Below are 20,678 nucleotides of genomic sequence, written 5' to 3'. Positions count from 1 at the left end.
GGCACCGGATCGGCACCATCGGGCATGTCGGCCACCGGAGATCGGCCGGCGATCCCGTTCGCTTCATCAGACGTCCGGCCGTAGGCGCGGCTCCATGATCAGGACAGCGGTTCGGCCGGGTTCTCGGGGGAGGCTCGGCGCTCGGGTGCCCATGCGGCGGCCGGCGTCGCCCTGACGCCGGGTGGGCGGCCGGAGGTGATCCAGACGAGGTACAGGATCCCGGCGATTGCCAGCGCCGCGGCGAGAGCGGCCAACGGAACCACGCGCAGCAAGTTGATCACCAGGGTGAAGGCGACAACCACCGCCCCGAACACGTTGAGGCCGAATGAACCCCACTCACGTTCTCGACGTGAGAAAGCTGCCATCGCCAGCAGGCCGCCCAAGAAACTGAGAAACACGGCGACCGCGTAGTAGAGCACCAATGTCTGGTCTCGAGCGCCCGCGGCGACGGTGACGAGAAGAGTCAATGCGGTGAAGACCATGACACCCCAATACGGCACCTGGCGGCCATTGGTGCGCGCCAGGAAGGCGGGCAGAATCCCGTGCGTCGTGCCATCGGTGGTCTGCCGCCTGGCCAGCGCGCTCAACAACCCTGACCCGGCCTGGAATGACGAGCTGGCTGCTGCCAGCAACAGCAGGAGTGTGACGAGCTGGAATATGCCGAAGAATGCTCCAGGTGTCACTGCTCGGGCGAGCTCGGCGATCAGTGTCGTATCACCAGAGGGAATCCCGATGTCGAGAACAGTGACCTCCACAGCGATGCCGGTGGTGAGAACACCGACGGTGGCCAGGGTCAGCCAGAGCGTGGCCTTCCCGAAACGACGGCGTTCGTTGCTGTCGAGGCGACCGAGTTCGGCGATTGCCGTCGACGGTGCTTCCACGCCGGTGGCGAGTGCCATCGCGACGGGGAAGGCCAGAAGCACCGACCACACGGGTGCGCCGGAGGTGGCCGACTCCGCGGTGGCCGATGCGGCGACCCCTGTGTGCGGGGAGGAACCGATCCCCATCAGCAGAACCGTGGCCGCCGCCGCGACGAAGGAGATCGTCATCAGTGCGAACAGGAGTCGGCCCAGGTGGCCGAGCAGGATCGCCGCGGCCACGGCCAGCGTCAACGCCAGCGCCATCGGGATGCGCCAAGGGGAGAGCGCGGGTGCGTAGGAGATCATCGCGGACGACGACGCGGAGACGCTGATCGCGATCGTCAGCACGAAGTCGACGATCAACGCGCCGATGGGCACGAACGCCCAGCCATCCCCGAACGCTTCACCGACGGCGGCCGAGGCTCCACCACCCTCGGGGTAGCGGTCGATCAACTGGCGATAGTTGAGCACCACGATCGTGATGATCGTCAACACCAGCAGCATCGTCGGTATCAACAGGCCGACGTCGCCGTGCAGGGCGCGCAGAGCTGATTCGATCGCGTAGGCGACGGACGAGACGGGATCGGCCATCACCGACAGTGCGAAGGCTGCCAGCAGGATCACCCGGGACCGCGTCACGCTGTGTCTCGCCGACCGACAATCGTATGCGTCGCCACCAGATCATCTAACTACGCGACGCCCTGGGGCGAGATGAAGTGGGATCAGGCCGGACGATACTGCGCGGAGGCAGAATGGACTTGTGCGCGCCCGCATCGCCGAAATCCTGTTGTCGATACTCGTCGGCACGGTCCTCCTTGCGGCGTGCGGTACCTCATCGGAGAACACCACCGCCGAGACGACCTCGTCGTCTCTGTCGACCGGCGCGGTTGTCATCGACGTGCGGACCCCGGCCGAGTATGCGGCCGGACATCTGCAGGGGGCCCGCAACATCAGCCTGGAGTCGGGGACATTCGCGGAGGCGATTTCCACATTGCCCAAAGATGCGCCGTACATCGTGTACTGCCGGACCGGGAACCGATCCGCGCGTGCCGTCGCGATCATGAGGTCACAGGGCTTCACCGATGTCACGGACGCCGGAAGTATCGACGCGGCGCGTGAGCGAACCGGACTTCCGGTGGACACGGGGTAGCCGGAACTCGTCGCGGTGTCGACGACGGGGGACCCCGGCTGCGCGGTCAGCGTGGGACGGTCGCACCCGCGGCGATCTCGCGGCCGCGAAGGACGACCGCATTCAGCACCCGGGTCGCCGCGGCGACGTCGTCGTCGGAGAGGTCGGCCCAGAGCGGCGCGGTCAGTGTGGTGATCCGCCGGCCGGTGGCATCCAGGAACGCCCGACCGAGCTCGGTCGGGCTTCCGTCGGCGAGATAGCCGCGCGCCGTGAGGCCGTCGACGAGAGCCTCGGCACCGGCGATCCCGGTCATGTCGCGGACGTGTTCGGGAAGTGGTCGTCGGTGCTCGTTCTGGTCGGCGAGACGCAGCGTCACCCACTCCTGTTCGGAGATGTCGGCGCCGCCGAGCGCGATGGTCAGCAGCGCGTTGAGGGTTTTCTCCGTCTGGCCGATGAGTTGGGGTCCGAACGGGATCATCGGGGGCTCCTTGTCACAGTAATCGTTGGCAAAACCAACGATACTCGATTTCGTTGGTGCGGCCAACGACTTGTTATGATGGGCCCATGGTGCGACGCCTCGACGATCAGGCGACATGGTTGGTGAGCCGCGCGCATCTGCGTGCGCATGCCGAATTGCAGCGCGCGTTCACCGCTGCGGGGTCGCGGGCCTATTACTTCCGCGTCCTCGCCGCACTCGATGAGATCGGACCGGTCAGCCAGGCCGACCTCGGTCGGGCCGCGTCGCTCGACCGTAGCGACGTGGCGACTTCGCTGGGGCTGCTCGTGGAATCCGGATTCGCGGTTCGCATGGGCGATCCCGACGATCGTCGACGCAATGTCGTGCGGATCACCGATGCGGGTCGGATCGAGTTGCAGCGACTGAGCGAGGTGCTCGGCGGCGTGCAGAGTGAGTTTCTCGCACCTCTCGACGAGCGGGAGCGTGCGGTGTTCCTCGAGTTGATCCGCCGCCTGGGGTGACCGGCGGTGACTCGGAGTTGACGTTGGCCAGTCGAATCGAACATCTGACGGGCTACTGTCGGCGTCATTCGACTTCTTCGCAGTCACGTTTCTTCGTGGCGGAGCCAAGGTGGGCCATGGAGTGGGACATTCTCTTCCACCCGGCTTCCGGGGCAGACCCCCTGCCCTCGACAGGCGACATCGTCGCGCACCGCACGGTGCGTCGAGCCCGTCACTCCCGCACGACCGTGGTCGCCGGCGATTCGCACCCGGTGATCCTGCGCGCGACTGATGTTCTACTCGCAGAAGCCGATTCGGTGTGGCGGCACGTTCTGGGTTTGGTCGAGCAGGGTGGCACGATCTCCGACGTGCGGTACGAGTACCGGCATCCGGGGAAGTGAGCTGCGCACAGGTCCGGATGTCCTGCCGGCAGCGTGTGAGCCGGGCGTGACAGCAGCAGACCTCAGTTCGGCAGGCCGCCGTCGAGTCCGCCGACGTCGGTGATCGTCCACCCGTTGTTGCCGTCCACGGTCACCTTGTAGGTGACCGTGGTCTTCGCGCCGTTGGGCGCTTGCTTGCTCGTGGAGCTGACAGTGACGAATGCGTCGACCTGGTAGACACCGTTGGCACTCGATGACACCGTAGAGGTGATCGGAGACGCAGTGGAGACCCAGTTCAGAGGGGTCAAGATCTGCTGGAGTTGTGGTGCGGTGGCATCGAACTTTGCCGACAGTGCGGGACTGGGGTGTTCAGGCTCGTCGTGACGACCCCTGTCCGTCGGTGTCCAGGCGATGGAGGTGGGGTATCTGCTCCCAGTAGGTCACCGCGTCCTCGCCCCGCGGCGTCGGCAGGCGTGCCGGCCGGTGCCCCCTCGGCGAATTCTAGGGGTCCTCGCAACACCGGTTGGTTAGACGGGTACAAGTAAATCACGCAGACGCTCGGCTGGGGTCCTCCAGTCGAGCGTTTTGCGTGGTCGGCCGTTCAGTCGTTGGGCGACGAGTTCGAGGTCCTCGGCACTGTGCACCGACAGGTCGGTTCCCTTCGGAAAGTATTGGCGCAGTAGCCCATTGGCGTTCTCGTTCGAGCCGCGCTGCCATGGTGAATGCGGGTCGCAGAAGTAGACCGGTACACCGGTGGTGATGCTGAACTGCTTGTGCGCGGCCATTTCACAGCCCTGGTCCCAGGTCAGCGACCCCCGCAGATGCTCGGGTAGAGAACCGATCAGCGGGATCAGCACGTCGCGGACCTCCTCGGCCGTGTGCCCGCCCGGGAGATGTCCGAGCAGGACGTAGCGAGTCGTGCGTTCGACCAGGGTCACGATGGCCGATTCCGACCGGGTACCGACGATCAGGTCACCCTCCCAGTGCCCCGGCACAGCCCGATCCTCGACCTCGGCCGGGCGATCGGAAATCATCACCATCTCATCGACGAAGCGAGCAGTCCGCTGATCGAGCGACCGACGAGGCTTGCGACGCGTACGACCGGTCCGCAACGCGTCGGCAACTTCGCGGCGCAACCCGCCCCGCGCCTGTACATAGATCGCCTGATAGATCGTCTCGGTACTCACTCGCATCGCCTCGTCATCGGGGAACTCGACGATCAAAGTGTGACTGATCTGCTCCGGCGACCACTGCACAGCGAGTTTGCTCGACACGTAGTCCCGTAATGCTCCGCCGACCGCCAGCTTGGAGTCTTTGGGTCGTAAACGCGAACTCGCCCAACCCTTCTGTGCTCGGTAGGGGTGGTAGACGCCCGACACCGAGTAGGTATCGATTTCACGTTTGATCGTTGACGCCGCCCGACCCAGCCGACGTCCAATCTCCCTGAGCGAGTCGCCGGCACGACGCATGTCGGCGATCTGTTCGCGTTCCCACACGGTCAGGAACCGAGGATGCAACTGGGCTTCGATCTTGGCCACCGACGGCCGTTGCTCTGCTGAAACGGAAGTGGTCATACCGGTCTTGTAGTCGATGCGGCGACCATCGGGATGGAGGCGCGCGTCACCGATCTTACGAATCCCTCGATCCCAGTCCCGGGCTGTCCGGATGTGGACTCCCACCTGCTCGGCAGCCTCGCGACAACCGACACCAGCGGCGCGCAGCTCGTCATAGCGGGCGCGCCCGGGATGGCCCGAGGTGCCGGGCTTGCCGGGCCCACGTAGCCCGGCCCGCCGGACCCACGAATACGCGGTAGCGCCATTGACTCCGACGCTACGAGCGGCAGCCGTGACGTTCCCGTCCTCGCGATCCAACGCCTCGAAGAACCGCTCCTTCAACTCTGCAGAAACCACGATCCCCGCAACTCCCTGAAAGCCAGGGTGTTGCGGGGATGGCTAGAACCCGTCCTCGTCATGGGCCGTGTCCGTGTCCGTGTCGGTGGCCGAGGACGTGGCGGTCGCGGACCCGGCCGAGAAGGCGGTGACGTGTGGGTCCCCTACGACCATCTCGTCCTCCCTGCGAAGTTGGCTGCGGCGGCATCGCCGGGCACCGGTGGGGCCGACGCTGCTCGCTGAGCATGCACCGTAACAATTGGGGAAAGGGTTCCGGTAGTGCTTTCGGTAAACTTGTCCAAGTCGGTTGTCCCGATCGCGCACGCCCCGGCGAAGGTGTGCTGCTGCCCGGCGGAATCCATGTGCAGTCGAAGATACTGGAAATGCAACGGTAAGGCTAGTGGCCAACTGTCCGGTGGCGCTCCGACAGTCGCGGAGGGCGCTTGTCCGCCATGGGAGAGGACGGCATCGGCGATCGCCGGAGGTGTGCGCTGTGCTGACGCCGGGTCACCCGAAGGTCAGGGCCACATATTTCGTCACCGAACCGCCGTCGACGCCGCCTCGATACCCGAGATAGCCATCTGGGCGGACGATGAAGGCCGAGTTCCCATCCGGCCGGTACCCGGTGGCGAACAGTCCGTCGGCGTCCCGGATGAGTGGGAGAACGGTACTGCCGACCTGGGCCTCCGGTGATGCGACGAGATAGACGCCGAGACGTCCGCGCGCGGCCGCGATCGCCTCCGCCGCGACTGCTTCGAAGGTGCCGACGTCGCCGGCTCCGGCCGAGTCGCCGGCGTAGAGGAGCAAGGTGTGATCACGTCGGTCGAGAAGTGCGTACAGACGGAGTCCGAAGTTGACCACCTCGCGGGACAACCCGGCGGCGTCGGGCGCTCGTTCTCCGGGTTGCGGACCGGCCGATCCCGACGGGGAGCCGACGATGGGACTGTCGGAGTAGCTGATGAGCAGCTGCGCCTCGCGGCGCATGATGTACCGGGGGTCCGTGGCGTCCGCGCCGATCCCCTCCCGCGCGCTACGGACGGTTCTGCCGACCACTTCCTCCCCGACGGGACGTCGTTCCGCGTCGTATGTCGCGAGCAGACCGTACGCGGCCGCGCCCTGCACCGCCAGAGCGAGTTTCCAGGCAAGATTGTGGGCGTCCTGAATGCCGGTGTTCATCCCCTGGGCGCCGGTCGGCGGATGGATGTGCGCGGCATCGCCGGCGACGAAAACCCTTCCTCTCGAATAGGAGTCGACGATCCGGTGGCTGATCCGGAACACCGAGGACCATCGGAGGTCGGAGACGGTGGCCGGCTCCGGCGAGAGTCGATCGACCACGGCCTGGATGTGCGACAGCTCCGGTGTGCGCGCACCTTCGAAGCCGTGGGCGATTCCGTCCGGGGAGACGGTGGGCTGCGCCGCCAGGTCGTCGGGCACAAGCATGGACATGCGGTAGCGGCCATGGCCGGGCAGCGGGATGCACACCAGCAGGTCATCGGTGACCCCCTCGGTCTGGTGCATCGACCGCACCCCGTAACCACGTGGCTGCGACCAGTCCACCGCGACGTCGCCGAGCATGTACTGCTCCTCGAACGCCGCACCCTCGAAGGAGAGGCCCAGCGTCTTCCGGACAACGCTGTGGGCCCCGTCGCAGCCGACGAGGTAGCCGGCCCGGAGCGATTCCTCACCGCCCGGTCCGGACAGGGTCGCCGTGACACCGTCCGCGTCCTGCGTGAGCCCGGTGAGGCCGGATCCCCGCTCGATGGTGGTGCCGAGGTCGGCGAGTCGCCCTCGCAGCACCCGCTCGGTCTCGTATTGCGGTATCGAGTGGAAGCGGAACGGGACGTCGTCGGGCACCTCGAGGTCGATCCGGGAGACCTCGGTCCCGTTGACGTAGACGACCTGTCCGCGCATCTCGAGGCCGGCGTCGAGGATGTCGCGCAGTACGCCCATGCCCTCGAAGACCTCGAGAGTACGCGGCTGCACGCCTACGGCCTTCGCGTACTGCGGTGGCTCGATCAGCGGATCGACGATCCGTACGCGCACACCGCGGCGACGGAGTTCGATCGCGGCGGTGAGGCCGATCGGTCCGGCACCGGCCACCAGTACGTCGACATCGTTCATGAGTTTCACCCTTCCGCGGGCCATCGGCGCCCTCGATTATCGCCGCACACCGACGGTGACCATGGGCGTTCGGCCGTTTCGGCAGTCGGCGGTCGCCGCCGCGGCGACGCCTGCGGGCCGGTGTCACCGGACTTCGGTAGGGTCCACGAGGTGAATTCGAGCTCAGCTGTGAAGTCCGTGAACGCACGCATTGCCGAGGAACTGTCGGTCGGGGAGGGCCAGGTCGCCGCCGCGGTGCGGCTCCTCGACGACGGCTCGACGGTGCCGTTCATCGCGAGGTATCGCAAGGAGGTCACCGGCAGCCTCGATGACGCGCAACTCCGCACACTCGACGAGCGACTCCGCTATCTTCGTGAGCTCGACGAACGCAGGGACGCGGTGCTGGCCTCCATCGAGGAACAGGGCAAGCTCACCGACGAGTTGCGCACGGCCTTGCTCGCCGCCGAGACCAAGGCTCGCGTCGAGGACATCTACCTGCCCTACAAACCCAAGCGCCGCACCAAGGCGCAGATCGCCCGCGAGGCGGGTCTCGAGCCGCTGGCGGACCGGCTGCTGGCCGATCCGTCGCTGGTGCCCGATGAGGTGGCGGCGGAGTTCGTCTGCGAGGCGGTCGGCGATTCGGGGGCCGCACTCGACGGTGCTCGCCACATCCTGGTGGAACGAGCGGCCGAGGACGCGGAACTGGTGGGCGCGATACGAGAGAAGTTCTGGGCCGACGGTTCGATGCGCACCGCGGCGCGCTCGGAGGCCGCTCAGACGGCGGCTCCCGCGCAGAAGTTCCGGGACTACTTCGACTTCTCGGAGCCACTCGAGTCGATGCCGTCACACCGGGTGCTGGCTGTTCTGCGCGGTGAGAAGGAAGAGGCACTCACCCTGACCCTCGATGGCGGGGATGACGACGGCTATGAGGCCATGGTGTCGGCCACGCTGGGCATCGACGGCTCCCACCCCGGGGCTGCGACACGATGGCTGGTGACAACCGCTCGGTGGGCCTGGCGCACCAAGTTGATGGTCTCGGCGTCGATCGAGGCGAGGGTGCGGCTGCGACAGCGCGCCGAGGCCGACGCCGTCGCCGTGTTCGCGACGAATCTCAAGGATCTGCTGTTGGCGGCGCCGGCGGGTACGCGGCCCACGCTCGGGCTTGACCCCGGGTTCCGCACCGGGGTCAAGGTTGCGGTCGTCGATGCGACCGGCAAGGTGTTGGACACCTGCGCGGTCTTCCCGCATCAGCCACAGAAGCAGTGGGACCAGGCCAAGGCGACCCTGGCCGCCCTGGTCGCTCGGCACGGTGTCGAGCTGATCGCGATCGGCAACGGTACCGCGTCCCGGGAGACAGATGCGCTGGCGGCCGAACTGATCGACGACATCCGCACGTCCGGGGCGACCGCGCCGGCAAAGGCGGTGGTCAGCGAGGCCGGCGCCTCGGTGTACTCGGCGTCGGAGTACGCGTCACAGGAGCTGCCGCAGCTCGATGTGTCCTTGCGCGGCGCGGTGTCGATCGCCCGACGGTTGCAGGACCCGCTGGCCGAACTGGTGAAGATCGACCCGAAGTCCATCGGCGTCGGCCAGTATCAGCACGACGTCACGCCCGGCACGCTGGCCCGGAGCCTCGACGCTGTCGTGGAGGACGCTGTCAATGCCGTCGGCGTCGACCTCAACACCGCGTCGGTCCCGTTGCTGTCGAGGGTGTCCGGGGTGACCCCGGGCCTCGCCGCGGCCATCGTGGACCACCGCGACAAGGTCGGCCGGTTCAGTAGCCGAAAGAGCTTGCTCGACGTTCCGCGTCTGGGGCCCAAGGCATTTGAGCAGTGTGCTGGATTCCTCCGCATCCGAGAGGGGGACGACCCGCTGGATTCGTCGGGCGTGCATCCCGAGGCCTATCCGGTGGTGCGCCGCATCCTGGACCGTTCCGGTCTGGCGATCACCGAGCTGATCGGCGATTCACGGGCCCTGCGCGCGATCCGCCCGGCGGAGTTCGCCGACGACCGTTTCGGTATCCCCACGGTGACCGACATCCTCGCGGAGTTGGAGAAGCCGGGTCGTGACCCGCGTCCGGCATTCGCCACGGCCACCTTTGCCGCGGGAGTGGAGAAGGTCGCCGACCTGCGGGCCGGCATGGTGCTCGAAGGCGTCGTGACCAACGTTGCCGCGTTCGGCGCGTTCGTCGACGTCGGCGTGCACCAGGACGGCCTGGTCCATGTCTCGGCCATGTCGGACAAGTTCGTGTCCGATCCGCATGAGGTGGTCCGATCGGGTCAGGTGGTTCGCGTCAAGGTCGTCGACGTCGATGTGGAACGGCAGCGCATCGGTCTGAGTCTGCGTCTGGACGACGAGCCTCGTGGCGGCGCCGGCAAGGGCCCGTCGAAGGTGGCGGCAGGCGATCGCGGACAGGGCCGTGGACAACGGTCGAACCAACGGCAGGGAGGCGCCAAGGGGCGACGTGACGGTGGACGAGGTGGCAATCGCACTCAGCCGAGCGGATCGATGGCACAGGCCCTGCGCGACGCCGGTTTCGGGAAGTAGGCCGTGGCGAGTGCTGTCGCTACTTCGGTACGCGGCTGAGATCGGTGTGCATCAGCAGGACGTTGTAGTCGCTCCACCGAGATGCGTTGAAGTAGAGGTCCTTCGAACTTCCCTGGAGTGCAGGAGAATTGGGGAGCATCATCGGGCCGTACACCACGAGGGCGCCGGGCGTCACGATGTAGGTCGGCGCGCTCCACGGTCCTTCGGGGTGCTCGGCGGTGCGTAGGCGGATGCCGTTGTCGCCGTCGAGCATCACGTACTTGCCGAGGTAGGGACTGAATGCCACCGACAACTCGGTCACGGGTTGGGGCACGACGATCGCCGAACCGTCGTCGGGGATCTGCGTGATGTCGTCGACCCATCCGAGGCCCTTGCCGGCCCAGTACTGATATCGATCGAGCGACAAGATGTCCGCGGGCTTGAAGCGTGCCAGGAACGCGGCGCCGAATCGTCCGTTCGGCGTGCCGAATTGGTAGATGTAGTCCTTGTCCACGGTAGAGTCGGCGCGCCCCTTGACGTAGGCGTTCTGCTGGTATTTTCCGTTGTTGTACTCGATCGGTGGCATCGCCGTCGGCAGGTTCAGCGCGACGGGCGCGTTGATCAGGATCGTGCTCTGGTCGGTCTGCCACGTCTGGCCGTTGTCGTCCGAATAGGCGATCGCAGAGAAGTTGGTCACCCAGTTGCCCGCGGATCCCCAGGAGCGCACGGACATGTAGTTGATGAACTGCCGGAAGCCGGATCCCCAGGGAAGCGAGATTGCGGCGGTCGGGATCGTGGTGACCTCGATGGCGGAGATTCCCAGCGCCGGGATGAGTTCCTGGGCATAGTTCGGCTCTCCGGGCGCGATGACCGACCCCGAGCGGACGTCACCGGCGATTCCGTCCGGTACCCGGATCCCGTCCGCGAGGCGGTCGTCATCGGTCCGTAGCAGGACATTGTGGCGCCATTGCTGGCCGACGGCATTGCAGTTGCCGAAGGTGTCGCCGAAGGCCATGAGGGTCTGCCCACGGCCGTTGTCCCAGCTGACGCCGAGGTCGGTGCCGCTGATGGCGAAACGGCTGAACGTCCTGTTGATGCTGAGGGGGCCCGTGACCCACGCGACCGAACGGGTGCTGAAGCCGACGTACGGCGGCAACGGGCCCTGCGGACCGATGTTCGGTATGCCCGAACTACCCAGGGAACCGCTCGAACCACTCGAGCCGCTGGACCCCGATGAGCCGCTGGACCCCAGCGAACCACTGGAGCCCAACGATCCGGTGTCGGGGATGCTGGAACCGAAGCCCCCATTGCCGCACGGGGCCGCGTCGGCGTAGCCCGCCCCGTGCGTCGTCGCCAGCAGGCACGCGGATATCGCGAGGACACCCACGAGCGAGAGATGAGCGCCGTGCATGAATCGTCGCCGCACATGACCTCCGACTGTGACGGATGTTACCAATGTGACCAATGGGGTAATTGTGAATCATTGGTATCGTGTTTTGGCGCACGACGACGTCACGATCTGGTCTCACGGGCTTCGCGCCGGGGCGCGACGATCTGAGCGTCAGTGCAGGCCGGCCACCACCGCATCCCTCAGCGCTGCGAGGTCGTGCGCCACCGCAGCACAGTCGGCATCGAACTCGTCGTCGGCGAGGTCGCGTTGGCGGACGGTGAACACGACCTCGGAGCCGTCGGGATGCGCCATGACGCGGAGCGGATTGGCGACGACGGCACCGTTGGGAAGGGTCACATCGTGGTCGAGGATTCCGAACGGATTCGGCGGCGCGAATCGGACCCGTACCCGGCCCATCGGCGATTCCGTGATCAGGTCATCGCCATCGACCCGGACGCCGGAGGCCAATCCCGATGCCCACGTCGGCAGATTCTGCGGATCAGCGGCAAACGTGTAGACATCGTCCGGGGCGGCGCCGATGACGACGGAAATATGACGACTGCGCATCTCACTCATGACGGCGAGCGTAGTTGTGTCGGGCGCCGCGGCGGTTAGGGTTGCCGCATGCCCATCCTGAACAAGGACATGACCCTGTGCATCTCGCTGTCGGGACGCCCGTCGAACATCGGCACCCGGTTCCACAACTATCTCTACGACGAACTCGGGTTGAACTTCATCTACAAGGCGTTCGGCACCGACGACATCGACGGCGCCATCCGTGGGGTGCGTGCGTTGGGGATTCGGGGCTGTTCGGTGTCGATGCCGTTCAAGGAGGCGGTGATCCCGCTCGTCGACGAGATGGAGCCGTCTGCGTCGGCCATCGAATCGGTGAACACGATCGTCAATGATGCCGGACGGCTCACCGCATCGAACACCGACTACGAGGCGGTCGCACAGCTGATCGCCGAGCACGACCTCGACCTGTCGGCATCGGTGGCGATCCGCGGATCCGGCGGCATGGCCAAGGCCGTCGTCGCCGCCTTTCGCGGTGCCGGCTTCGATCAGGTGACAGTCGTCGCGCGTAATGCCGACGCGGGATCGGCGTTGGCGGCGAAGTACGGATATGTCTGGGCGTCCACGGCGCCGGAAGCGGCCACATCGATTCTGGTGAACGTCACTCCGCTGGGGATGCGCGGAGCCGATGAGGGTGCCCTGGCATTCGACCGATCGCAGATCTCGGCCGCCGACGTCGTCTTCGACGTCGTCGCCTTTCCGAGTGAGACGCCGTTGATCCGGGCCGGCCGGGACGCGGGCAAGCGCGTGATCACCGGCGCCGAGGTCATCGCGCTACAGGCGGCACGCCAGTTCGAGCGTTACACCGGGGTCGCCATCACCGCCGACCAGGTGACCCGAGCGTCGGAGTTCTCGCGCTCCGAGTGACTGCGCCCGGGCGCCGGGCGCGCCGCCAGACCCCTGGTGACGTGCGGCGACGCGGTTCACGTTGACCGCGTCCGTACTCACGATGACAATCGGTGCATCCCGTCTCATGGCGACGACGTCTCGTTCGGGGGGCAGAGCCGAGATCCGATGTTCGTGGTTTCATCGGTCCCCAGGGCGTGGCCTGACCGATCTCGACTCTGACCAAACCGCCTGGGAGTGATGTCAGTGACCTCTTACCACCACCTGGACCTGCACGGCGACCGGGTTGCATACCGCGACGCCGGCTCCGGGGACGCGATTCTCCTGATCCACGGCATGGCCGGGAGCGCGACCACCTGGGACGCGATCCTGCCTGCGTTGTCGCGCCGCTACCGGGTCATTGCTCCCGACCTCCCCGGGCACGGCGAATCGGCCAAACCTCGCGGCGATTACTCGTTGGGCGCGTTCGCCGCTTTTCTCCGTGATCTGCTCTACGAGTTGGAGGTCGAGCGGGTGACCGTGGTGGGCCAGTCGCTGGGTGGCGGAATCGCGATGCAGTTCAGCTATCAGCATCCCGATCGCTGCGAGCGTCTGGTGCTGATCAGCAGCGGTGGACTTGGGCCGGACGTCAGCTGGATGCTACGTCTGCTGGCGGCACCCGGCGCCGAGCTACTGTTGCCGATCATCGCGCCGAAACCGGTTCTGCGGGTGGGTGACAAGCTGCGCTCGTGGGCGTCGGCGGCGGGGATTCACTCGCCACGGGCCGATCAGACCTGGCGCGCCTACTCATCGCTCTCGGATGGTGCCACGCGGCAGGCGTTCCTGCGGACCCTGCGATCCGTGGTCGATCATCGCGGGCAGGCCGTCAGCGCGCTCAACCGGCTCTATCTCAACGCGTCCCTGCCCACCCAGCTGATCTGGGGTGAGCGCGACAACATCATCCCGGTCGCACACGGCGAGGCGGCACACGAGGCGATCCCCGACAGCCGCCTCGCCGTGCTGCCCGGCGTCGGTCATTATCCGCACGCCGAATCGCCGGACGAGGTCGTGCAGATACTCGAGGATTTCCTCGACACCTCCCCGGCTCGTGTCCGACGGATGGGCTGACCCGCGGCGTCGAGGGGTGCCAGGGGCCGGGGTATCTGGCACACTGGAGGGCGCCGACGCGATGCATTGCTGTCCCAAAGGTCTTGAGTCTCGTAGGGCGCCCTTCACGGATCGAGTCCGTGGCGCCAGGCCAGAGCAGAAAGCAACGAGGCTCCTCCGTGCCCGACCAGAACAGTCCCACGCTTGTCCGCGACCGATTCGTCAGTTCGTACTCCGAACTCGTCGCAGAGGTTCGCGCGTCCGGTCTCCTCGACCGCCGGCGCGGTTTCTACATCAGCCGGATCGCAGTCACGGTCGCGGCGTTCGTGGCAGTGTGGGCCGGCGTCCTGGTGGTCGGGGACTCGTGGTGGCAGGTCGGCCTCGCCGCGATCCTCGCCGTGATCAGTACCCAATTCGGGTTTCTCGGCCACGACGGAGCGCACCGACAGATGTTCGCCTCGTCGGCCGCCAACGAGTGGACCGCGCGCATCCTGGCCGGCGCTTTCGCAGGCCTGTCCCTCCATTGGTGGCGCGCCAAGCACAATCGGCATCACAAGGCGCCCAACATGATCGACGAAGATCCCGATATCGCGCCGGGGCCGCTGGCATTCGTTCCTGCCGATGCCAACGACCGCTCCGGATTCTACAAATGGTTCACCCGGCGTCAGGGATGGCTGTTCTTCCCGCTGGTGACCCTCGAAGGTGTCGCTCTGCACATCGCCAGTGTCCAAGGCCTGGTGGGGAAAGCGCCCGTGGCCCATCGCCTCCTCGAACTCGCCCTGATCGTGGCCCGGCTGTTGTTCGGGCTCATCCTGCCCCTGGTGGTCATGCCGGTGCATATCGCGGCCGTGTTCATCGTCGTGCACCTGGCGTTGTTCGGTCTGCTCCTCGGCGGTTCGTTCGCTCCGAATCACAAGGGAATGCCTCTGGTGCCCAAGGGGATGCGCGTCGACTTCCTCCGCCGCCAGGTGCTGATGTCGCGCAACATCCGGGGCGGGCGATTCACCGACTTCATGATGGGTGGACTGAACTACCAGATCGAGCACCACCTGTTCCCGAGCATGCCCCGCCCGAACCTCGTGAAGGTGCAACCGCTGGTGCGCGCGCACTGCGCCCGATACGGCGTGTCGTACACGGAGACCTCGTTGATCGGGTCGTATCGGATCGTGATCGCTTACCTGAATCAGGCCGGTCTCGGCGAGCGTGATCCGTTCACGTGCCCGCTGGTCCGGATGTACCGCTGACCTCGATCCTGCACAGCGGGATTCGCGCCGCTTCGGCGGGCCCACCTCACCGGGTAACCTGGCGTCGTCAAGGCCTCGTGTCCCGCACAGGGACGAAGGGTGGTGTGTGATGGGCAGAATCCGGGTCACCGGCAAGCTACGGGTCACCGGGAAGGTGCGGGTGACGGGACTCGACCGCCGGTTCACGTGGCGACCCGCCGACCGGGCCCCCGCACCCTCGAGTGACCCGGATCGACGAGCCCGTTAGTCCGTTTTCGGTCCCGGGTGGTTCGCTCCGTGCGTCAGTGTCGACGGACCGAGTACCTCGGCACCGAGCGCGACCACCCGCCGACGCAGTTCTCGATCGGCGGTGACGACGATCCGGCGCCGGCCGGGATGTTCGGCGACGAGTTCGACGATCCGGTCGTCACCGGACCCTGTCGCGGCGATCGTGGCGACCGACGCGGTGGACTCGACCGTTCGGGCCTGTCCTTCGACGACCATGACCACGTCGGCTGGACCGTCGATAGCGGTCAGGCCATTTTCGACGAGGCCTGCCAGACGATCACGGAGGCGTTCGGTGGCGCCTTTGCGATCGCGCCACCAGCCATCCGGTACCGAGCCCACGACATTGGCCGCGTCGACCACGACGAGTGGGTTCGCGTCGGGTGTCACGGCCGCAGACGTCGGTCGATTGACTGCATCGGAGTCCTCCTCGTGTTGTCGGGGCGAGCCTACCGGGCACCGGGTCATGCGCCGATGCAGACCTGAGCCCGAGGGTGTTCGCGGTGGACTGTGGACAGGAGACGGCCCCGGCCGCATCATGCGGTCGGGGCCGAAATCATCCGGGTCGGCTCAGCCGAAGGCGACACCGTGGCAGAAGCGGTTCTGTGGGTCGAGCGCGGCCTTGATGGCTGCCAGTCGACGGCGATTGGTGTCACTGAACGCGGTCGCCGATCGGGCCGTCTTCTCCTCTCCCTCCAGAAAGTTCAGATAGGCGGCTCCGGTCACATACGGCGCCAGCGCTTCTCGGGTCAACCGCATCGCCGACTCGATGGCGAGTCCGACGTGCGGATCGGGCACCACCGCGCCCATCTCGAGCAGGAACGTTCCGTCTCGTCCGGTGTCATTCGGCGACCCCGCAGCACCCCGGGCCACAGCGCCGCCCGCGTGGCGGATCTCCGCGAACAGGATCAGCGGCATGGCGCCTGCCGCCGGAAGAACGCGCGAGGTCAGGATGTCGATCGCCGCATCAGGGATCTCGTTCATCCATTCGGTGGTGATCATCGCGGGCATCGGATCCGTCGGGTCCATGCTGATCGCATCGGCGGCCGCGAACGGCATCTCGACCCACATGTCGAGCTCTGGTGCCTTCCACTCGCGCCACTCGTCGATGACCGCCTTGCCGGTGGCGATGTCCCCGGACCAGCAGCCGCGTACCATGACGAAGCTCTTCCCGCGGAAGGGTTCGGGCACGAACTCCAGCGGCGGGAAGTTCATCAGTGTCACCGCCGAGGTCAGGTCTTCGGACTGCTCCGGTGCCCACTGGGCGAATCGCTGCAGGATCTCCGTCGCGTACTGGGCGGGGTAGATCAGGTTCCCGGCGTAGACCGTGCTCACCGGGAAGAGGTCGATGACGACATCGGTGACGACTCCCAGACTGCCGGCGCCGCCGCCGCGCAGTGCCCAGAAGATGTCGGGATGGCTGGTCGCGCTGACCCGCAACGGGTTGCCGTCGGGAGTGACCAGGTCGAAGGAGCGGACCGCGTCCGACGAGAGGCCGTATTTGCGGCCGAGCCAGCCGAATCCGCCGCCGAGCGTGTAGCCGACGACGCCCACATCGGTGGTCGATCCGAGAAGCGGTGCCAGCCCGTGTCGTTGGGCCTGCTCGAGCACCGGTGCCCACTTCGCGCCGGCGCCGACCGTGGCGGTGCGTGTGATCGGATCGACGGTGACGTCGGTCATCGCCGAGGTGTTGATCAGCAGCGCACCGGCGGTCGACGAACCGGGGCCGTGACCGGTTGCCTGGATGGCCACCCGCAGGTTCTCCTCGGCAGCGAACCGAACCGCCTCGACGACGTCGAAATGGTTGACGGGGACTGCGATCACCGCCGGGCGCTGATCGGCGAGCAGATTGAATCCGGCACGTGCCGCGTCGTATCCGGGGTCGCCCGGTCCGAAGACGTCGCCGGCGATGCGGTCGGCGAGTTCGGCCAGCACCGAGCTGCCGGGACGTACCGCCAGGTCGGGGTTCTCGGATTCGGCGGGGCGCGTGTATTGGATGGTCATCGATGGTTCCTCACTGTGGGCCGGTGTCTCCGGCGGGTCCGTTCTCTCCGGCTGTCCCGGATGTGAAGAACTCTCGTCCACCACGCTTGAGGGCTACTTGGAAGCGACTTGGAGGTGCGGTCCAAGTCGCGAGCGGGTTGGTCAGGCCGACGGATCAGGGCAGGTCGGGGGCATAGCCGTGATCGATCGCGAAGGCCTCGACCCGCGCATGGACGGCCATCGCCTCCTGGCGGGCCGCGACCCGCCTGGCCTCACGCAGGGTGTCGAGAACCACTGCGCCGGGCTGTTCGGTGGCGTGCTGGAACTCGGCGCAGACCAGCAGCCGATGAGCATCGGGGTACCGCTGCCCGGTGCGCTCGGCGAACGAGTGTGCCTTCTCGAGCAGCGCCGGGACCGCATCGAGACGGCCGGCCGCGATCATCGCCTCCGCGTGCAGGGCAAACCACAGTCCCACACCCGTCCGCTGCGGATTTCCCGGGTGCTCCAACCGGTCGATGTTCTCGAGCGCTTCGTCCGCAGATCCCGCCAGTGCACGTGCCCACCAGTAGATTCGCTCGCCGCCGCGACGCAGATACTCCAGGGCGGTGTGGCCGGAATCGGACACCAGTCGTCCACCCACCTCGCGCGCCCAGCCGACGTCGCCTGCGATCGCGGCCGCGGTGACGGAGAAGATCGCGGTACCGAGGTACGACATCGGCTCGTCGGGCCCGGCGTCGATCCGTTCGAAGAGTTCCCGTCCGACGGCTGTCCCGGTATGCAGGGTCGCCGCGAGCGCCCGGAAGCCGCGGGCGATCATCAATTGGTCGTTCTGCAGCCCCTCGATCGTGGCACCGAGTGGCGCGTACTGGTCGAGCAGTCGAGATGCCTCACCGATCCGGCCGCGGTCGAACAAATCGATTCCGGCGGCCTGCATCCCGAGATGAACGACCACAGGGTTCTCGGAAGGTTCTGCACGCGCGGACAATTCGTCGGCGTAGCGATGAGACATGCGGATCTCGGCGACCTGTGAGTGCGCGGCGAAGCGTGCGTAATCCAGCTGCGCGAGCAACTCCTGGTTCTCGGTCGCCTCGCCGAGTTCCCGGGCGCGCCGCAACAGATCACGATCGGCCGCGAAATAGCCGTTGCGTGCGACGTCGCTCGCCAGCAGAGTACGGATCGCCTGCAGCTCGATGTCGCGCTCTCCGATGGCTTTCGCGAGACCCGAGGCATCGGTCAATTGACGGGCCGCGGTGTCGAAACTGTAGCTGCGCAGTGCGATTCGGCCGGCATCGAGCAGGGCCCGGGCAGTTCGGGCACGATCGGCGAGTGGGCCGGCCGCCCAGAGATGACGGGCCCGTTGTGTGGCCGCGGCGGCCGTGCTCGAGTCCTCGAACTGGTCGGCGAGCGCCAGGTGTATTCGGTACGCCCGAGCAGCCCGGACGCGGCCGAGGATCGCCTCCCGGATGAGGTCGTGATCGAAGCCGAAGGCGAACGGATCGTCCCGCTCGGTCCCGATCAGTCCGGCGGTCTCCGCGGGCTCGAGCGTTTCGAGGACCTCGTCCACCGGCCGTCCGGTCGCCCCGGCCAGCAGGGAGATGTCCACACGACTGCCGATCAGGGAGGCGACCTCGAGTAACTCGACCGTGGCGTCGGGGAGTGGGCGAAGCCGCTCGCGGACCACATCGCGTACCCCCGCCGGTACCGAGTTGTCGGGGATGCTGCCACGATCAGCCAGGATGCGGGCCAGTTCACGGACGAAGAAGGCGTTTCCACGCGTACGTCGGGCGATCGAGGCGGTGGTGCCCACCGCAGGCCACTCGTGGGTCTCCCGGCGGACCAGTTCGGCGATGTCGTCGTCGGACAGCGGTCCCACCTCGATGCGTCGATGTTCGGGAAGGCGGGCGAGGGCGGCGAGGGTGTTCGTGACGGCCGATCGACGGGACCGTGTACGCAGCGTGGCGAAGAAGGTGACACCGGGAGCACGACGGCTTGCCATGTGGACGAGGAGTTCCAGCGACGCACTGTCCGCCCACTGCAGGTCATCGAGCACGATGACCAGCAGGTGTGCTGCCGCGACGCCTTCCAGGAGGTTCGCGGCCTCGTCGTAGAAACGGAATCGCGCGGTGGAATCGGGCATCTCGCGCGGGGGAGGAATGACGGTGGTGCCCTGGGTGACCATCCGGCCCAGGTCGTTGTCGAGCAGGTCCGAGCGATGATCGGGATGTATCTCCGGTAGCACCGATCCGAGCACCTGAACCCACGGCCACATCGACGGCGCGGCAGCGTCTTCGACGCAGCGTCCCCAGAGGACGGTGAGATCCGCTGCGGCGGCCGCGCGTCGTGTGGCCTCGTCGAGCAGTGCCGTCTTTCCGGCGCCCGGGTCACCTTCGACGATGACGATCCCGCCAGGGCCGTGCAGGGACGCGAGCACAGCACGGTGCAGTACGGCCAGCTCGTCTGTTCTGCCGATCAGCGTCGGGGCGTGCTTCTCATCGGTCGAGGCGTTGGTCTCGGGGACTCGGATTTCTCGGGCTCGGGGCGTTGGTGAGGCCTGATCGACTGCGGGAGAGGGCCGGCCGACAGACGCGGCGCCCGGGCGATGTGGTGTCTCGAGCGTCGGGGAATGGTCGAGGATGTCCCGTTCCACCGCGCGCAGTCGTGGTCCGGGATCCACGCCGATCTCATCGGCGAGAATCCGGCGCGCGTCGGCGATCGCGGCGAGGGCGTCCGATTGGCGACCGAGACGATACCGTGCCGTTGCCAGCAGAACCCAGAGACCCTCGTCCAGCGGCGACCGACGTACCGCTTCCTCGAGTTCGGCGACGAGGGCCCGGTGCTCGCCCAGCTCCAGCCGGACCTCGAAGGAGAACTCCCTCGCCTCGGTGATGGTGCGATCCAGATGCGCTGCGGCTTCGTCCCGGAATGCCAGACCCTCGAACTCCGGCAGCAGGGGCCGATAGGTCGCGAGCGCGGTCTGCAGGGTTCTCGCTGCCGCGTCTGCGCCGCCGTTCCGATGGAGATCGTGCGCGTCGGCGATCGCACCGACGAGTCGGCGTACGTCCACCTGCGCGACGTCGGCGACCAGCGCGTAGCCGGCCCCACGGGTGACGAGGACCGTCGACGGGCTCCGTGGTTTGCGGTCGGGCTCCAGAGCCTTGCGGAGGCCGGAGATGTAGGCCTGCACGGAGACCTCGGCCCGGTCGGGCGCGCTCGAACCCCAGATGCCGTCGATCAGTCGGCCAACGCTGACCGGATCACCGTCCGCGAGGATCAGCTGTGCGAGAACCGCGCGTTGCTTGCGCGTGCCGAGTTCGACGGTCTCGGAATCGATCTGCGCGCCGAGGCCGCCCAGGACGGTGTACGCGAGCCGAGCCACAGCGAGAGTTTAGTCCGGATCGTCCTGGGTCGCCCCGGATCGGACGCGTAGCCTGACGACATGTTCGCCTCCGCCGAT

17 protein-coding genes are annotated in these 20,678 nt (G+C 67.0%); 7 read left to right on the top strand and 10 right to left on the bottom strand.

Features of this window, described 5'->3' with window-relative positions; all coding sequences use genetic code 11:
- Positions 1-98: 98 nt before the first annotated feature.
- A complete protein-coding gene (locus tag AC4AMJ_RS08740) occupies positions 99-1,499 on the bottom strand; it encodes an amino acid permease (protein ID WP_489917813.1) in 1,401 nt (466 codons plus the stop codon).
- A gap of 121 nt (positions 1,500-1,620) precedes the next feature.
- Here AC4AMJ_RS08740 and AC4AMJ_RS08735 point away from each other — a divergent pair, with 121 nt between their 5' ends.
- Complete coding sequence (locus AC4AMJ_RS08735) at positions 1,621-2,010, top strand: rhodanese-like domain-containing protein (RefSeq protein WP_489917812.1); 390 nt, start codon at positions 1,621-1,623, stop codon at positions 2,008-2,010.
- 46 nt (positions 2,011-2,056) lie between these two features.
- Here the strand turns inward: AC4AMJ_RS08735 and AC4AMJ_RS08730 are convergent, their stop codons facing one another.
- Positions 2,057-2,467, bottom strand: a complete 411-nt coding sequence (locus AC4AMJ_RS08730; RefSeq protein ID WP_489917811.1) for a hypothetical protein — start codon at positions 2,465-2,467, stop codon at positions 2,057-2,059.
- A gap of 86 nt (positions 2,468-2,553) precedes the next feature.
- Between AC4AMJ_RS08730 and AC4AMJ_RS08725 the strand changes: the two genes are divergently transcribed.
- A complete protein-coding gene (locus tag AC4AMJ_RS08725; RefSeq protein ID WP_489895938.1) occupies positions 2,554-2,967 on the top strand; it encodes a MarR family winged helix-turn-helix transcriptional regulator in 414 nt (137 codons plus the stop codon).
- A 116-nt stretch (positions 2,968-3,083) separates the two neighbouring features.
- Entirely contained in the window at positions 3,084-3,347 is a 264-nt protein-coding gene (locus AC4AMJ_RS08720) for a hypothetical protein (protein WP_489917810.1), read from the top strand.
- Between the two features lie 62 nt (positions 3,348-3,409).
- Here AC4AMJ_RS08720 and AC4AMJ_RS08715 read toward each other — a convergent pair whose 3' ends face one another.
- The 3 genes from AC4AMJ_RS08715 to AC4AMJ_RS08705 all read right to left on the bottom strand — a co-directional run bounded on the left by AC4AMJ_RS08715 (position 3,410) and on the right by AC4AMJ_RS08705 (position 7,336).
- On the bottom strand, positions 3,410-3,586 hold the full coding sequence (locus AC4AMJ_RS08715) for a hypothetical protein (RefSeq protein ID WP_489917809.1): 177 nt from the start codon (positions 3,584-3,586) through the stop codon (positions 3,410-3,412).
- Positions 3,587-3,853: 267 nt separating this feature from the next.
- Entirely contained in the window at positions 3,854-4,993 is a 1,140-nt protein-coding gene (locus AC4AMJ_RS08710) for an IS30 family transposase (protein WP_489918400.1), read from the bottom strand.
- A gap of 729 nt (positions 4,994-5,722) precedes the next feature.
- Positions 5,723-7,336, bottom strand: coding sequence for an FAD-dependent monooxygenase (locus AC4AMJ_RS08705; protein ID WP_489917808.1), 1,614 nt, complete (start codon positions 7,334-7,336; stop codon positions 5,723-5,725).
- Between the two features lie 168 nt (positions 7,337-7,504).
- On the opposite strand from AC4AMJ_RS08705, the gene AC4AMJ_RS08700 reads away from it, so the two are divergent.
- Positions 7,505-9,859: a Tex family protein gene (locus AC4AMJ_RS08700; RefSeq protein ID WP_489900918.1), complete on the top strand. Its 2,355-nt coding sequence runs from the start codon at positions 7,505-7,507 to the stop codon at positions 9,857-9,859.
- A gap of 19 nt (positions 9,860-9,878) precedes the next feature.
- Here the strand turns inward: AC4AMJ_RS08700 and AC4AMJ_RS08695 are convergent, their stop codons facing one another.
- Together AC4AMJ_RS08695 and AC4AMJ_RS08690 are read right to left on the bottom strand one after the other, a co-directional pair.
- A complete protein-coding gene (locus AC4AMJ_RS08695) occupies positions 9,879-11,249 on the bottom strand; it encodes a glycoside hydrolase family 183 protein (RefSeq protein ID WP_489918399.1) in 1,371 nt (456 codons plus the stop codon).
- A 150-nt stretch (positions 11,250-11,399) separates the two neighbouring features.
- Positions 11,400-11,795, bottom strand: a complete 396-nt coding sequence (locus AC4AMJ_RS08690) for an SRPBCC family protein (protein WP_489900914.1) — start codon at positions 11,793-11,795, stop codon at positions 11,400-11,402.
- Positions 11,796-11,852: 57 nt separating this feature from the next.
- On the opposite strand from AC4AMJ_RS08690, the gene AC4AMJ_RS08685 reads away from it, so the two are divergent.
- The 3 genes from AC4AMJ_RS08685 (at position 11,853) to AC4AMJ_RS08675 (ending at position 14,977) form a co-directional block, all read left to right on the top strand.
- The gene (locus tag AC4AMJ_RS08685; protein WP_489917807.1) at positions 11,853-12,668 is read left to right on the top strand and encodes a shikimate 5-dehydrogenase; all 816 of its coding nucleotides are present in this window, start codon (positions 11,853-11,855) and stop codon (positions 12,666-12,668) included.
- Between the two features lie 219 nt (positions 12,669-12,887).
- Positions 12,888-13,754: an alpha/beta fold hydrolase gene (locus tag AC4AMJ_RS08680; RefSeq protein ID WP_489917806.1), complete on the top strand. Its 867-nt coding sequence runs from the start codon at positions 12,888-12,890 to the stop codon at positions 13,752-13,754.
- A 158-nt stretch (positions 13,755-13,912) separates the two neighbouring features.
- Entirely contained in the window at positions 13,913-14,977 is a 1,065-nt protein-coding gene (locus AC4AMJ_RS08675) for a fatty acid desaturase family protein (protein ID WP_489895924.1), read from the top strand.
- Between the two features lie 243 nt (positions 14,978-15,220).
- On the opposite strand, the gene AC4AMJ_RS08670 is transcribed toward AC4AMJ_RS08675, so the two are convergent.
- From AC4AMJ_RS08670 to AC4AMJ_RS08660, 3 genes are all read right to left on the bottom strand, one after another.
- On the bottom strand, positions 15,221-15,631 hold the full coding sequence (locus AC4AMJ_RS08670) for a PIN domain-containing protein (RefSeq protein ID WP_489895923.1): 411 nt from the start codon (positions 15,629-15,631) through the stop codon (positions 15,221-15,223).
- Positions 15,632-15,811: 180 nt separating this feature from the next.
- Positions 15,812-17,245: an FAD-binding oxidoreductase gene (locus AC4AMJ_RS08665; protein ID WP_489917805.1), complete on the bottom strand. Its 1,434-nt coding sequence runs from the start codon at positions 17,243-17,245 to the stop codon at positions 15,812-15,814.
- Positions 17,246-17,399: 154 nt separating this feature from the next.
- A complete protein-coding gene (locus tag AC4AMJ_RS08660; RefSeq protein ID WP_489917804.1) occupies positions 17,400-20,600 on the bottom strand; it encodes an ATP-binding protein in 3,201 nt (1,066 codons plus the stop codon).
- Positions 20,601-20,678 lie beyond the last annotated feature (78 nt).

Source organism: Gordonia sp. LMA484 (assembly GCF_058129505.1).
This window is presented reverse-complemented; position numbering and strand designations above follow the sequence as displayed.